This window comes from Blautia sp. MSK18_10 (assembly GCF_020553185.1).
Lineage (GTDB): Bacteria > Bacillota > Clostridia > Lachnospirales > Lachnospiraceae > Blautia_A > Blautia_A wexlerae.
The window spans coordinates 82,235-97,120 of record NZ_JAJCGT010000004.1; the positions used below are offsets into that span (position 1 = coordinate 82,235).

General features: G+C 40.9%; 16 protein-coding genes. 15 read left to right on the forward strand and 1 reads right to left on the reverse strand.

Translation table 11 applies throughout. The annotated features are described in order from the left end of the window. Positions 1 to 123: 123 nt before the first annotated feature. The 14 genes from LI074_RS03450 to LI074_RS03515 all read left to right on the forward strand — a co-directional run bounded on the left by LI074_RS03450 (position 124) and on the right by LI074_RS03515 (position 13,696). On the forward strand, positions 124 to 993 hold the full coding sequence (locus LI074_RS03450; RefSeq protein ID WP_020993888.1) for a phosphoribosylaminoimidazolesuccinocarboxamide synthase: 870 nt from the start codon (positions 124 to 126) through the stop codon (positions 991 to 993). A 216-nt stretch (positions 994 to 1,209) separates the two neighbouring features. Further along, positions 1,210 to 2,190 (forward strand): transglutaminase domain-containing protein, encoded by a 981-nt coding sequence (locus tag LI074_RS03455; RefSeq protein ID WP_265107636.1) that lies wholly within the window; start codon positions 1,210 to 1,212, stop codon positions 2,188 to 2,190. 39 nt (positions 2,191 to 2,229) lie between these two features. Continuing rightward, positions 2,230 to 2,475 carry a TM1266 family iron-only hydrogenase system putative regulator gene (locus tag LI074_RS03460; protein WP_020993889.1) on the forward strand — a complete coding sequence of 82 codons (246 nt, stop codon included), beginning with the start codon at positions 2,230 to 2,232 and terminating at the stop codon, positions 2,473 to 2,475. Between the two features lie 15 nt (positions 2,476 to 2,490). Then, a complete protein-coding gene (gene hydE, locus LI074_RS03465) occupies positions 2,491 to 3,540 on the forward strand; it encodes a [FeFe] hydrogenase H-cluster radical SAM maturase HydE (protein ID WP_195303550.1) in 1,050 nt (349 codons plus the stop codon). A 125-nt stretch (positions 3,541 to 3,665) separates the two neighbouring features. Beyond that, the gene (gene hydG, locus LI074_RS03470) at positions 3,666 to 5,087 is read left to right on the forward strand and encodes a [FeFe] hydrogenase H-cluster radical SAM maturase HydG (RefSeq protein WP_055059774.1); all 1,422 of its coding nucleotides are present in this window, start codon (positions 3,666 to 3,668) and stop codon (positions 5,085 to 5,087) included. 52 nt (positions 5,088 to 5,139) lie between these two features. Continuing rightward, the gene (gene hydF / locus LI074_RS03475; protein WP_265107637.1) at positions 5,140 to 6,348 is read left to right on the forward strand and encodes a [FeFe] hydrogenase H-cluster maturation GTPase HydF; all 1,209 of its coding nucleotides are present in this window, start codon (positions 5,140 to 5,142) and stop codon (positions 6,346 to 6,348) included. A gap of 340 nt (positions 6,349 to 6,688) precedes the next feature. Further along, positions 6,689 to 6,964, forward strand: a complete 276-nt coding sequence (locus LI074_RS03480) for a DUF2325 domain-containing protein (RefSeq protein ID WP_008703057.1) — start codon at positions 6,689 to 6,691, stop codon at positions 6,962 to 6,964. 194 nt (positions 6,965 to 7,158) lie between these two features. Next, positions 7,159 to 7,368, forward strand: a complete 210-nt coding sequence (locus LI074_RS03485; RefSeq protein WP_008703058.1) for a FeoA family protein — start codon at positions 7,159 to 7,161, stop codon at positions 7,366 to 7,368. Between the two features lie 97 nt (positions 7,369 to 7,465). Beyond that, positions 7,466 to 7,687, forward strand: a complete 222-nt coding sequence (locus tag LI074_RS03490) for a FeoA family protein (RefSeq protein WP_022380698.1) — start codon at positions 7,466 to 7,468, stop codon at positions 7,685 to 7,687. A 166-nt stretch (positions 7,688 to 7,853) separates the two neighbouring features. Continuing rightward, positions 7,854 to 10,013, forward strand: a complete 2,160-nt coding sequence (gene feoB / locus LI074_RS03495; RefSeq protein WP_008703061.1) for a ferrous iron transport protein B — start codon at positions 7,854 to 7,856, stop codon at positions 10,011 to 10,013. A gap of 213 nt (positions 10,014 to 10,226) precedes the next feature. Continuing rightward, the gene (locus tag LI074_RS03500; RefSeq protein ID WP_008703063.1) at positions 10,227 to 10,358 is read left to right on the forward strand and encodes a FeoB-associated Cys-rich membrane protein; all 132 of its coding nucleotides are present in this window, start codon (positions 10,227 to 10,229) and stop codon (positions 10,356 to 10,358) included. 149 nt (positions 10,359 to 10,507) lie between these two features. Further along, positions 10,508 to 10,918, forward strand: coding sequence for a transcriptional repressor (locus tag LI074_RS03505; RefSeq protein ID WP_008703065.1), 411 nt, complete (start codon positions 10,508 to 10,510; stop codon positions 10,916 to 10,918). Between the two features lie 346 nt (positions 10,919 to 11,264). Further along, positions 11,265 to 11,600 (forward strand): DUF6110 family protein, encoded by a 336-nt coding sequence (locus LI074_RS03510; protein WP_008703066.1) that lies wholly within the window; start codon positions 11,265 to 11,267, stop codon positions 11,598 to 11,600. Beyond that, complete coding sequence (locus LI074_RS03515; protein ID WP_025577010.1) at positions 11,600 to 13,696, forward strand: heavy metal translocating P-type ATPase; 2,097 nt, start codon at positions 11,600 to 11,602, stop codon at positions 13,694 to 13,696. The genes LI074_RS03510 and LI074_RS03515 overlap by 1 nt, the downstream gene beginning before the upstream one ends. A gap of 94 nt (positions 13,697 to 13,790) precedes the next feature. Here the strand turns inward: LI074_RS03515 and LI074_RS03520 are convergent, their stop codons facing one another. After that, complete coding sequence (locus LI074_RS03520) at positions 13,791 to 14,165, reverse strand: metal-dependent transcriptional regulator (RefSeq protein ID WP_118330769.1); 375 nt, start codon at positions 14,163 to 14,165, stop codon at positions 13,791 to 13,793. Positions 14,166 to 14,488: 323 nt separating this feature from the next. Here LI074_RS03520 and LI074_RS03525 point away from each other — a divergent pair, with 323 nt between their 5' ends. Beyond that, positions 14,489 to 14,707 (forward strand): cation transporter, encoded by a 219-nt coding sequence (locus LI074_RS03525; RefSeq protein ID WP_019161536.1) that lies wholly within the window; start codon positions 14,489 to 14,491, stop codon positions 14,705 to 14,707. Positions 14,708 to 14,886: the final 179 nt, after the last annotated feature.

The following is a 14,886-nucleotide window of genomic DNA, read 5'->3' on the forward strand; positions in this document are numbered from 1 at the left end:
TAAATAAAATTCAGTGTATTGACAATCTTACAGAGATAGTGGTACGGTAATACAGTAATTTCGGCAAAGGCCGATGATTTTGGAGTTTTACAAATTACATAACGAATATTGAGGTGCGAAAAAATGCAGGAAATGAAACCAATCAAAGAAGGTAAAGTACGTGAGATTTATGACAACGGTGACAGCCTGATCATGGTTGCGACAGACCGCATCAGCTGCTTTGATGTTATCCTGAACAATCAGGTAACCAAGAAGGGAACTGTACTGACTCAGATGTCCAAGTTCTGGTTTGACATGACAGAAGACATTCTGCCGAACCACATGATTTCTGTAGATGTAAAAGATATGCCTGAATTTTTCCAGCAGGAGAAATTTGATGGAAACAGCATGATGTGCCGTAAGCTTGAAATGCTGCCTATCGAGTGTATTGTGCGTGGATATATTACAGGAAGCGGCTGGGAAAGCTACAAGAAGACAGGTAAAGTCTGCGGCATTGAATTACCGGAAGGACTGAAGGAATCTGACAAGCTTCCTGAGCCGATCTATACTCCGTCCACAAAGGCTGAGATTGGCGATCATGACGAAAATATCTCCTATGAGCAGAGTATCGCTCACCTTGAGAAATATTTCCCGGGAAGAGGAGAGGAATTAGCTGCAAAACTTCGTGATAATACAATTGCACTTTATAAGAAATGTGCAGAATACGCATTAAGCAAGGGAATCATTATCGCAGATACCAAATTTGAATTTGGCCTGGATAAAGACGGAAACATGGTGATCGGTGATGAGATGCTCACACCGGACAGCTCCCGTTTCTGGCCTGCTGAAGGATATGAACCGGGACATGGTCAGCCATCCTTTGACAAACAGTTTGCACGTGACTGGCTGAAAGCAAATCCGGACAATGACTGGACACTTCCGCAGGATATTGTAGATAAGACAATCGGAAAATATCTTCAGGGTTATGAAATGCTTACAGGTAAGAAATTATAATAATTCAGAGATATAGCAGATACTGCTGTTCGAAACATTGATAAAAGTTCGGACAGCAGTATTTTTTGCTAAAATGCCACAAAAGTGTGGAAATCAGATAAATTTTTTGTTACACTAAAGTGAAGAAGGGAATGGAAGAGACAGGATCGTAATCATGGTATATGGTTATATTTTTTGTTTCTGGATTCACGAGAATATGTAAGGAGAAAAAGGGTTATGAAAACACTGAAAAAATTACTTTATATCATAATGGCAGTTGCTGTTTTGGCAGTGCCGGTATTTGGTGTACAGGCTGCGGAAAATGATATTCCTGTTACAGAGCAGTCCGGGGTATCCCCGACGTCATCTCCGGTTCCCATAAGAGAACTGGTTACAAAGGGAAACAAGATTTACTATTATTATAAGGGAAAAATGGTTAAGAACAAATGGAAGAGATATAATGGCTATAAGTATTATTTTGGCGCAAATGGAAATGCTGTGCGAGGAGGACAGCGTATCAACAATGTAGTTTATGTTTTTGATGAGAAAGGACGTTTATTTGAGAATAAACAGAATAAAATTGTAAAATCCGGATCCAATATTTATCATATAAGGACAAAACACGGCCGCGCCAGTATTGGATATTTTATCTATAAGAATAATCTGTATTATGCGGATCCAAAAGGAAGGCTGTATCAGAAGAAATCCAGACAGAACGGTCAGCTTTATTTTACCAATTCCGGTGCTGCGAGAAAAGATTATAATGCTCTGCTGAAAATGCGTGTGATGCAGATTGTATCGTCAATTACAAATTCAGGTATGAGTCAGAGCCAGAAGCTTTATGCATGTTGGAAATATGTTGTTTACGGAGGATTTTACTATGGTGGTCCGGATCCTAACATTTACCAGAGTGGCTGGGCGCGCAGTGAGGCATTGAGGATGTTTCGTACAGGATATGGCAACTGTTATGGATTTTCCTGTATTTTTGCTGCTCTTGCAAGAGAAATAGGATATACACCGTATATGATCTGTGGCCGGGTACCGGGAAGCAGAGATGGAGCGGCAGATGGATTTACCCGTCATTGCTGGGTAAAGATCAATGGTCTTTATTATGATCCGGAAGCACAGTATGCCGGCTGGATGAAAGGGGTTTATGGTTATGATTCCTATCCGATCAGTCACCAGATTCAGAGAATTGTTAACTTTTGTAAATTCTGATGTGCAGATAAGTTGATTAATTATATGAGAGGTGTTTCTATGGAAAGCAGAATTGCAGTGATCAGTATTATAGTAGAGAATTCAGATTCTGTAGAATGTCTGAACAGGATTCTTCATGAATATGGCATTTATATCATCGGCAGAATGGGGATTCCTTACAGGCAGAGAGGGATAAGCATTATCAGTGTGGCAATAGATGCACCTCTGGATATAATCAATGCACTGACCGGAAAAATTGGCCGGCTGGCAGGGGTTTCAGCAAAAACAGTCTATTCGAAAGCTTAGAGGAAATGAAAATATATGGCATCAGCAGAGTTGCAGATACCTGAACACATTCAGGAGACACAGAATATTACCAGAGAAGAACTGGAAATGATTTTACATACACAGAATCCACTGGTAACGGAAGAACTACGAAGAAGAGCACAACAGACCGCAAAAGCAATTTATGGAAATAAAATTTATGTCCGCGGTCTGATCGAATTTACAAATTACTGCAAGAACAATTGTTATTATTGTGGTATACGCTGTTCAAATACGGATGCAGACAGATACCGGCTTTCTTTGGAACAGATTCTGTCCTGCTGTGAAACAGGATGGAATCTTGGTTTTCGGACTTTTGTTCTGCAGGGCGGAGAAGATCCGCATTTCACAGATGAACATATTTGTCAGATTGTCCGCACGATTAAAGAAATATACCCTGACTGTGCAGTGACTCTTTCTATTGGAGAAAAGAGTGAAGAAAGCTATCAGACATATTTTAATGCAGGCGCTGACAGATATCTCTTGCGTCATGAGACAGCAGATGAAGATCATTACAGAAAACTTCACCCGGAACAGATGTCCCTGGTTTTCAGAAAAAATTGTCTGAAAAACCTGAAGAAAATAGGATATCAAACCGGATGTGGATTCATGGTAGGATCTCCGGGACAAACTGTAGATACACTTTACTGCGATCTTTTATTTATTAAGGAATTAAAGCCTGAAATGATAGGAATTGGACCGTTTATTCCTCACAAAGACACCCCGTTTGCTAAAGAATCACCCGGAACGCTGGAGCAGACGCTGCGATTATTGTCAATTATCCGCCTGATCCACCCACATGCGCTTCTTCCGGCAACAACAGCCCTTGGAACCATAGATCCCAAGGGCAGAGAGAAGGGAATTTTGGCAGGGGCCAATGTAGTAATGCCCAACTTATCACCGGTCAATGTCCGGGATAAGTATACCCTTTATGATAATAAGATCTGTACAGGTGATGAAGCTGCTGAATGCAAAGCCTGTATGGCAGCACGTATGAAGAGCATTGGTTATGAAGTAGTGACAGACAGAGGCGATTATAAAGCATGACTGCAGTTCACTCCTGAATAACTTAAGCACCCGCAATAAGCGGAACATAAAACTGAATATAGAAAAAACTAATCGGAAAGCGGCAGATAAGGAAGCCCCTGACCGAAAAGAAAGGAAACCAATCTATGTATAATCCAAAATCATTAAAAGCAGAGGAATTTATTTCCGACGAAGAGATCAGAGAAACCCTTGCATATGCAGATGCAAACAAAGAAAATGTGGAGCTGATCGACCAGATCCTTGCGAAGGCAAAAGAATGTAAAGGACTTACCCACAGAGAAGCCTCTGTCCTTCTTGCCTGTCCCATTCCTGAGAAGATTCAGGATATGTATGATCTGGCAGCGGAGATCAAGAAAGAATTCTACGGAAACAGAATCGTTCTGTTTGCCCCTCTGTATCTTTCCAACTATTGCGTAAACGGCTGTGTGTACTGTCCGTATCATAAGAAAAATCAGCATATTGCCCGCAAAAAACTTACTCAGGAAGAAATTGTAAAAGAAGTAACTGCTCTTCAGGATATGGGACATAAACGTCTTGCTATTGAAGCCGGAGAGGATCCGATCAATAATCCCATTGAGTACATTCTGGAATGCATCCAGACAATCTACAGCATTAAACATAAGAACGGTGCCATCCGACGTGTCAATGTAAATATTGCGGCCACAACTGTGGAAAATTACAGGAAATTAAAAGATGCAGGAATCGGTACCTACATTCTTTTTCAGGAGACTTATCATAAAGAAAGTTACGAAACACTTCATCCAACAGGTCCGAAACATAACTATGCCTATCATACAGAAGCAATGGACCGCGCAATGGAAGGCGGCATTGATGATGTAGGACTGGGTGTATTATTTGGTCTTGAACTTTACAGGTATGAGTTTGCCGGGCTTCTGATGCATGCGGAACATCTTGAGGCAGTTCATGGAGTAGGTCCTCATACTATCAGTGTGCCTCGTATCAAACATGCGGATGATATTGATCCTTCTGCTTTTGATAACAGTATCAGTGATGAAATTTTTGCCAAAATCTGTGCACTGATCCGGATTGCTGTGCCATATACGGGAATGATCATTTCCACAAGAGAAAGTAAAGCAGTTCGTGAAAAAGTACTTCCTCTGGGAGTTTCTCAGATCAGCGGTGCCTCCAGAACAAGTGTTGGCGGGTATGACGTTCCTGAAACAGAAGATGAAGTGACATCTGCACAATTTGACGTCAGTGACCAGAGATCTCTGGATGAAATCGTTAACTGGCTGATGGGTATGGGAGATATCCCAAGCTTCTGTACTGCCTGTTACAGAGCAGGAAGAACAGGTGACCGTTTTATGTCTTTGTGCAAAAGTAAACAGATTTCCAACTGCTGCCATCCCAATGCGCTGATGACATTGATGGAATATCTCCAGGATTATGCAAGCCCTGAGACGAAAAAAGTCGGACTGGAGCTGATTCAAAAAGAACTGGAAAATATCCCGGGCGAAAAGATAAGGAAACTCACAGAGGAACACCTTGCAGATATTGTAAACGGACAGAGAGATTTCCGATTCTGACATTCTCTGCACTTTTAACGATCAATAACAACACCTGAAAGAAGGGATTAATATGGCAGTGACATTGAACGAAACACCTTCCGGAAACCGTCTGCATATCGGAATCTTTGGCAAAACCAACAGTGGAAAATCCTCATTTATCAATACTTTTTCCGGACAGAAAGTATCGATTGTTGCGGATGTTGCCGGAACTACCACAGATCCTGTATACAAATCAATGGAAATCTATCCTCTTGGTCCCTGTGTCCTCATCGATACGGCAGGATTTGATGATGAAGGAGAACTGGGTGCATTACGAATAGAAAAAACCAGTCTGGCTGCACAGAAAACTGAACTGGCGATCATCCTTTTCTGTGGGGATGAAATGGCACAGGAATTAAAATGGTATAACTATTTTAAGAAACGGCAGACACCGGTAATCCCGGTGCTTGGTAAAGCTGATCTATATACACAGGAACAAAAAGAATATCTGATTCAGATGATTCAGAAAAATACAGGAGAAACGGTCTGTCCTGTCAGTTCTGAAACGGGAGAGGGAATCCGGAAATTAAAAGAGCTTCTGGCAGAAAAAATCCCGGAAGGCTACGGTAACAGAATGATCACCGGGAATCTGGTTTCCAAAGATGATCTGGTACTCCTTGTAATGCCACAGGATATCCAGGCACCAAAGGGACGGCTGATCCTGCCCCAGGTACAGACTCTACGAGAACTGCTGGATAAAAGATGTCTCATAATGAGTGTAACTACTGACCGGTATCCGGCTGCATTGCAGACTCTTTCCAGACCACCGAAGCTGATCATCACAGATTCTCAGGTGTTCCCATACATCTATGAGAACAAACCAAAAGAGAGCATGCTTACTTCCTTTTCTGTACTGTTTGCGGCATACAAGGGAGATCTTTCTTACTACATAGAGGGAGCAAAAGCAATTGACAGTCTGAAAGAAACTTCTCATGTACTGATTGCCGAATGCTGCACACATGCACCTCTGAAAGAGGATATTGGCAGAGTGAAAATTCCCCGGATGCTGAAAAAACGATTTGGAGAAAACCTGCAGGTAGAGCTGGTAAGCGGAACCGATTTTCCGGATGACCTTACCGGATATGATCTGATCATCCAGTGCGGAGCATGTATGTTTAACCGGAAATATGTGATGTACCGCATCGACAGGGCAAAGAAGCAACAGGTACCTGTGACCAATTACGGGATAACCATCGCACATCTTACCGGAATACTGGATCATGTGGCATTGCCGGAATGATGATTCCAATCCCGAAAAATAACAGATATTAACAAATACATAAAGACTGCTGTACAGTTAGATTACTGTATGGCAGTTTTATTGTTATATTACAGGAAATTAATCCTGCTAATCCTGCAAGCAGGATTCTTTTTTATAAATAATTGCTTCACAATTTGGATGAATTTCGCAAAATTTTCATGAAGATATTGACAAGCAGCCTATGTTAGTTTATACTAACTTACAGTTAGAGAAAGTTAACCATACCCAAAGTATTATCAATGCCCGATTATCAGGCAAGGGATAAATACTTTCCAATCCCCATATTAATATATCTAAAAGAACAAAAGGAGGATAATACATGAGTATTGTAATCGTAGGCGGACATGACAGAATGGTAGGACAGTACAAAAAAATCTGCAAATCTTATAAATGCAAATGTAAAGTATTTACACAGATGGAAGCCGACTTTGGAAAAAAGATAGGATGTCCGGATCTTCTGGTACTTTTTACAAATACTGTATCCCATAAGATGGTAAAATGCGCACTGGACGAGGTTGGCGCTTCTACAGATATTGTGCGCTGCCATACCAGCAGCGGAAATGCACTCAACGGTATTCTCGAAGCACGTTGCTGATAAATACTTTTCTTGTATATATTGCATAATATAGTGATAAATTAATGAAAAAAATTATTAATGTTTTAAACTGAAAAACTTTATCATTAAAAATTTCAATAAAGTTATTGACATCTAACCAAAATTAGAATACACTAACTACATGATAAAGATAATGTTTATCACTTATTAAATGCAAAGGAAGGGATGAAGAAATGCCGTTATCAATGGTAAATGCAGGTGAACCTTTTACAATCAAAAGGATCGGAGGCAAAGAAGAAGTGAAGAGACATCTTGAGGAGCTTGGCTTCGTAGTAGGAGGAGTTGTCACAGTTGTTTCTGAGATTAACGGAAGCCTGATCGTTAATGTTAAAGAATCCAGGGTTGCCATTGGAAAAGATATGGCAAGCAAAATTATGGTCTGAACCATAATTTCTTCCTGAAAGAAAAATAAAATTCCAGAGCGTATAGATTATGAAAATGATTTTTCAGACACGCTCCGGGGAAAGAAGGGAAAGAAACTTGAAGACATTAAAAGAAGTTCATGTTGGAGAGACCGTTAAAGTCCAGAAGCTTACCGGTGAAGGTCCGGTCAAGAGAAGAATCATGGATATGGGAATTACTAAAGGCGTGGAAATTTATGTAAGAAAAGTTGCACCTCTGGGAGATCCTGTAGAAGTAACTGTAAGAGGATATGAATTATCCTTACGTAAAGCAGATGCCGAAATGATTGTCGTGGAATAATTTTTTTGACATCATGTTAGGTCTTTCTAACAATTAGTGCCATCTAATAGTTAATAAAAACTAAGTATTAGTGATGACTAATAACTGTTGAGTGTGATATCAACAGCAGAAAGATTGGATAAAGCGATCAAAATAAAAGAGATCAAGAAATCAGAGGAGAGAGATTATGTCAGTAAAAATTGCACTCGCAGGTAATCCGAACTGCGGTAAAACGACATTATTCAATGCACTGACCGGCTCAAATCAGTTTGTAGGTAACTGGCCAGGTGTAACTGTCGAGAAAAAAGAGGGTAAGCTGAAGGGACACAAGGATGTGGTCCTCACTGACTTACCTGGTATTTATTCTTTATCACCATATACACTTGAAGAGGTAGTTGCAAGAAATTACATTCTTCAGGAAAAACCGGATGCGATCATCAATATCGTTGATGGTACCAATATTGAACGTAACCTGTATCTTACAACACAGATTCTGGAACTTGGGATTCCGGTCATCATGGCAGTCAACATGATGGATATCGTTGAGAAAAACGGTGATACAATACATATTGATAAACTGAAAAAGAAACTTGGCTGTGAAGTTGTTACTATTTCTGCTCTGAAGGGAACTGGAATCACAGAAGCTGCAAACAAGGCAGTTTCCATTGCCCAGAGCCACCGGAAAGTAACACCTGTCCATGAATTCTGCGATAAAGCAGAAGAGATCATCGGAGCAGTTGAGAATAAACTGACCGGTGTGGTACCGGAAGAACAGAAGAGATTCTTCGCGATCAAGCTTCTTGAAAGAGATGACAAGATCATTGAGCAGATGAATACATCCGTAAATGTATCTGCCGAGATCAAAGAAATGGAAAATGAGTTTGACGACGATACAGAAAGTATTATCACAAATGAGAGATATGTTTATATTTCTTCTATCATTGGTCAGTGTGTGACTAAGGCAAGAAAAGATAAGCTTTCCACATCTGATAAGATCGACCGTATTGTTACCAACAGATGGCTGGCACTGCCGATCTTTGCAGTTGTAATGTTTATCGTATATTATGTATCTGTAACTACAGTTGGTGCTTTCGTAACTGACTGGACAAACGATGTTCTGTTTGGTGAGATCATTCCTCCGGCAATTGAATCAGGGCTGAATGCGATTGGCTGTGCAGCATGGTTACAGGGACTGATCCTTGACGGTATTGTAGCCGGTGTGGGAGCTGTTCTCGGTTTCGTACCTCAGATGCTTGTACTGTTTGCATTCCTTGCATTCCTTGAGTCCTGTGGTTACATGGCTCGTGTAGCATTCATCATGGACAGAATTTTCCGTAAATTCGGTCTTTCAGGTAAATCCTTCATTCCAATGCTTATCGGCAGTGGATGCGGTGTTCCAGGTGTTATGGCTTCCCGTACGATCGAGAATGACCGTGACAGAAAGATGACAATCATGACAACTACATTCGTTCCCTGCGGAGCTAAACTTCCGATCATTGCCATGATCGCAGGTGCATTCTTCGGAAACAGCGGATGGGTTGCAACAAGTTGTTACTTTGTCGGTATTGCAGCAATTATCTGCTCCGGTATCATCTTAAAGAAAACAAAAATGTTTGCCGGTGATCCGGCTCCGTTCGTTATGGAGCTTCCTGCATACCACTGGCCAACAGTCAGCAATATCTTAAGAAGTATGTGGGAAAGAGGCTGGTCCTTCATTAAGAAAGCCGGAACAATCATCCTTCTTTCAACAATCATTCTGTGGTTCTTAATGAGCTTCGGATGGGAAGGCGGAAGCTTCGGTATGGTTGAAGAACTTAACGAGAGTATCCTTTCTAAGATCGGTACAGCAATCGCATGGATCTTTGCACCTCTTGGCTGGACAAAAGCCGGCGAAGGATGGAAGATGGCAGTTGCAGCTGTTACAGGTCTGATCGCAAAAGAGAATGTAGTAGCTACATTTGGTATGCTTTATGGATTCGCAGAAGTTGCAGAAGACGGTGCTGAGATCTGGGGTAACCTGGCAGCAGCCATGACACCGATCGCAGCTTACGGCTTCCTGGTATTCAACCTTCTTTGTGCTCCTTGCTTCGCAGCTATGGGTGCGATCAAGAGAGAGATGAACAATACAAAATGGTTTTTATTTGCAATCGGATATCAGTGTGGACTTGCATATCTTGTGTCTCTGTGTATCTATCAGATCGGTACACTGGTTACAGGCGGCGGTTTCGGTATCTGGACAGTGGTTGCATTCGCAATTATCATCGGATTTTTATATCTGCTGTTCAGACCTTATAAGGAAAGCGGCAGCCTTAATGTAAAGGTAAAGGGTATGGCAAAAGCCAGATAAAACAGTAATAAGATCAGAGCCTGCGTCCCATCTGGTGGTGCGGGTTCTGATAAACAGAATTGCAACTGTTTCATACCTTTTTCATCGCGGAGCGTGTTACTGAGAACGAAGTGAACAGTAACGTATCTTCACAGTTAGTGGACTGCTGATTATCAGATTGCAGTATAGTGATTATATGTGTATGATAATGATATAAAGCAGGAGGTGTCATTTATGGGAACATTGATTGTAGGAGCAATTTTGATTTTAATTGTCGGACTGATCATAAGAGGAATCGTCAGAGACAAAAAAAGCGGCAAGTCATCATGTGGCGGAGACTGCAGCCACTGCAGAGGGTGCCATTGAGAATCAGGCATATTACTGAAACCTGATGCCAAACAGCAGCCATATGTCAGGAAACAGAAATTAACAAGCGGAAGGATGATGTGATTTTGGGAGCAGCAGCATTACAGAGACAGGAAAATTGTAAAGAGCCCAATTACCAGAGAACCCGAATGCAGAAAGATGTTGTAATCCAGGAATTAAAGAAGCGAGGATGCAGGATTACCAAACAGAGAAGAATGCTGTTGGAAGTCATTCTTGAAAATGAGTGTTCCTGCTGTAAAGAAATCTATTACAATGCATCCCGCCTGGATCCGGGCATCGGATCAGCTACGGTTTACCGTATGGTAAATCTTTTGGAAGAAATTGGTGCGATCAGCAGAAGAAATATGTATAAAATCGTGAGAAATCCGGATTGTAAAGATGAAAGTGTATGCACCATTGAGCTGGATGACAATACAGTCCAGAAATTATCAAAAGACAGTTTTAACAATGTAGTTCTGACAGGACTGAAGGCCTGTGGATACATTGACAAACAGGAAATTGAGCGGATGTTCGTAAATTCCTGTGATTTTAAACATTGAAAACAAGTAAAAATTTAAATAGAGAACGAACTGATGACCGCCGGGAAATACTGAAGAGTATAATTTCCGGTGGCTTTCTTATATTTCTTCAGTTTTTTACGCTCTTTTGGCAATATGGTTTCCGGTAACCATCTTAACATGTCTGAAATGAGAACATTTCTCAATAAGAAAAAAAAAGTAGAAATACAGAAACTTTGGCTGTATAATACATGAAATATAAATAAGCTGATGTCGCAATAATGCGTTTGCCCATCATATTTATCTGAAAACAGTTCATAACTGTTCAGCACCGAAAGGATGCTGAGTGGTTACAATAAATTAAAAATCACAACAGGAGGATACATCAATGATTAAATTTGACGGTAAAAAAACAGGAATCTTTGCAGCAGGAGTAGCTTTCGGTACAGCAGGTATCAAGATTCTTACAAGTAAAGATGCAAAGAAATTATACACAAACTGCACAGCAGCCGTTTTACGTGCAAAGGCATGTGTAATGAAAACAGCTTCCGCAATTCAGGAGAATGCTGAGGATATTTATGCAGAAGCACAGCAGATCAACGAAGACAGAGCAGCAGCTGAGGAAGTGGTAGAAGATACAGCTGACGAAGCAGCAGAAGAAACAGAAGAGACAACAGATTTCAAAGAAGAGACAGAAGAAACAGAAGAAGGCAGCGAGGAATAATGAAATTTGCTATTAAGCATGAAATAAAAGGACGAATTCGTATCCACCTTGCGCAGAAACACATGACCTACAGACAGGCGGATATTCTGCAGTGTTATCTGGAGAAAGAGGCAAATATCAGCAAGGCATCGGTTTATGTAAGGACTCAGGATGTCGCTGTTGTCTATACCGGCAGCAGAGATGGGCTGATTCGTTTACTGAGCAGATTTTCCTATGAAACTGCTCAGGTATCTGAATCAGCACTTGAGAATTCCGGACGTGAATTAAACGAAACCTATAAAGAAAAACTGATCAACTCTGTAGTAATGCGTACATTAAATAAAATGTTTTTGCCATACCCGGTACGTGTAGCGATCACTACAGTGAAATCAGTGAAATACATTTATCATGGTGTACGTACTTTGATGAAGGGAAAACTGGAGGTACCTGTTCTGGATGCAGCAGCAATCGGTGTATCTATGCTCCGCGGTGACTTCAATACTGCAGGTTCCACCATGTTCCTGCTTGGAATCGGTGAGATCCTTGAGGAATGGACACATAAGAAATCCGTCAATGACCTTGCAAGAAGCATGTCTATCAATGCAGAGAAAGTATGGTTTGTAAATGAAGACGGACAGGAGGTTCTTATATCTGCTTCTTCTGTTAAAGCAGGTGATCTGATACGCGTACATATGGGTAATGTGATTCCGTTTGACGGAGATGTTGCAGCAGGAGAAGCAATGGTCAACCAGACTTCTCTGACAGGTGAATCTGCGCCTGTACGTAAAGCAGAAGGCAGCTTTGCCTATGCAGGAACTGTTCTGGAAGAGGGCGAACTCACTGTTAAGGTTAAAGAAGCAGCAGGTTCCAGCCGCTATGAGAAGATCGTCAACATGATCGAGGATTCTGAGAAGTTGAAGTCCTCTGTGGAAAGTAATGCAGAACATCTTGCAGACAGACTTGTACCATACACTCTTGCAGGTACAGGGATAACTTATCTGCTTACCAGAAACATGACGAAAACCCTTGCGGTACTTATGGTAGATTTCTCCTGCGCACTGAAGCTTGCCATGCCTGTTTCCGTATTATCCGCTATACGTGAGGCAAGTACTCACAGTATTACTGTAAAGGGCGGTAAATATATGGAAGCAATGGCTGATGCCACGACTATTGTATTTGACAAGACGGGTACACTTACAAAAGCAAAGCCTGTAGTTTCAGATGTGGTATCTTTCAGTGAAGAGCTGAGTTCAGATGAGCTTCTGCGTATTGCAGCATGTATGGAGGAACATTTCCCTCATTCCATGGCAAGAGCAGTTGTCAATGCAGCCAAAGAGAAACATCTTGTTCATGAGGAAATGCATTCAAAAGTAGAATATATCGTAGCTCATGGTATTTCTACAACTATTGAAGGCAAAAAGGCAGTGATCGGAAGCTGGCATTTCGTAATGGAAGATGAAAAGTGTGTAATTCCGGAAGGAATGGAAGACAGATTTGAACACCTGCCATTAGAATGTTCTCACCTGTATCTTGCAATCGAAGGAAAACTTGCAGCAGTTATCTGTGTAGAGGATCCGCTTCGTGAAGAGGCTGCAGATGCAGTACGTGAATTAAAAGAAGCCGGCATTACAAAAGTCGTAATGATGACTGGTGACAGTGAACGTACAGCAGCAGCTATTGCGAAACGTGTAGGCGTAGATGAATATTACTCCGAAGTTCTGCCGGAAGATAAGGCATCTTTTGTAGAGAAAGAAAAAGAACTGGGGCATAAAGTTATTATGATCGGTGATGGGATCAATGATTCTCTGGCACTTTCTTCTGCAAGTGTGGGAATTGCTATCAGTGATGGCGCAGCTATTGCACGTGAAATCGCAGATGTTACAATTTCTGCAGATAATCTCCATGAGATTGTTACGTTGAAGAGACTGAGTACAGCGCTGATGAAGCGTATCCACAATAATTACAGAACTATTATCGGTATAAACGGCGGTCTGATCGCACTTGGAGTTACAGGTATCATTATGCCTACAACATCTGCACTGCTTCATAACATGTCAACACTGACTATCAGTTTAAGAAGTATGAGAAATCTTCTTCCAAAAGAAGAGGAAGCATAAAGATAACCATAAAAACCATATCCGGGATTTCATGATAAAGCAACAGATGCTTAGTCTCTGAAAATCCGGGATATGGTTTTTATTATGTTTTTATTTAATTTTCATGCGTGCCTGCAATAGACTTCTTAATGGCAGCAAAACTCTCTGCACTGATCGCATGCTCCATCTTACAGGCATCCTCGGCAGCAACCTTCGGGTCAACTCCGATAGAAGTCAGCCATCCGGTCAGAAAGGTATGTCTTTCATAAATCTTATCTGCAATTTCCTGCCCTGTTTCCGTCAGATTGATAAATCCGTTCTCATCAATCGTAATGTAATTACTGGCTTTCAAATTCTTCATTGCAACGCTGACACTCGGTTTTGAAAAAGACAGTTCATGTGCAATGTCGATAGAGCGGACATTACCGTTTCTTTTTTTGATCATAAGGATCGCTTCGAGATAATCTTCTCCTGATTCATGTATCGCCATATTGATACTCCTTCCTTTTTTATTTCCGATATTGCTGCTGTGAACTGCTGTACGCAAACAGTACAGGCAGTTATGTTCTGTCAAAGAGTATCATATTTCTTTTTATGATTTTGATACCTGCCGGATAATAATATCCTGTTTTTTTAACATTAAAGCAATACGTTAAACTATAATAACATGGATTATAACATAACTTTTTATTTCCGTAAAGAAATCTCCTCAAAACTATTGACAGAAGAAAAAATAATGCTATAATAAAATCAAACAAATGAACAAGTGCTCATATGTTAATATAAGAGAGATGAGCGGAAAGGGAAAATATTATGAAGAAAACTTATAAAATCGACGTAGACTGCGCAAACTGTGCTAATAAAATGGAGGAGGCTGCTAAGAATACAGCCGGTGTTAAAGATGCAACTGTTAACTTCATGATGCTGAAGATGATCGTTGAATTCGAAGACGGACAGGATCCGAAAGCAGTTATGAAAGACGTATTAAAGAACTGCAAGAAAGTAGAAGACGACTGCGAGATCTTCCTTTAATAAAAGTATTTCAGGGACTGCTGCATAAAGAATAATTTACCGCCATATCTGCCGGTGGATAAACTTTTTGCCGGCAGCCCCTGTTTTTTTACTGATTGGATTCGGTTATAGGCAAGCAGTAAAGCGGATGATTTTATCCGCCTGACTATGGAACAGTTATAAATTGTAATAAGAAAAGA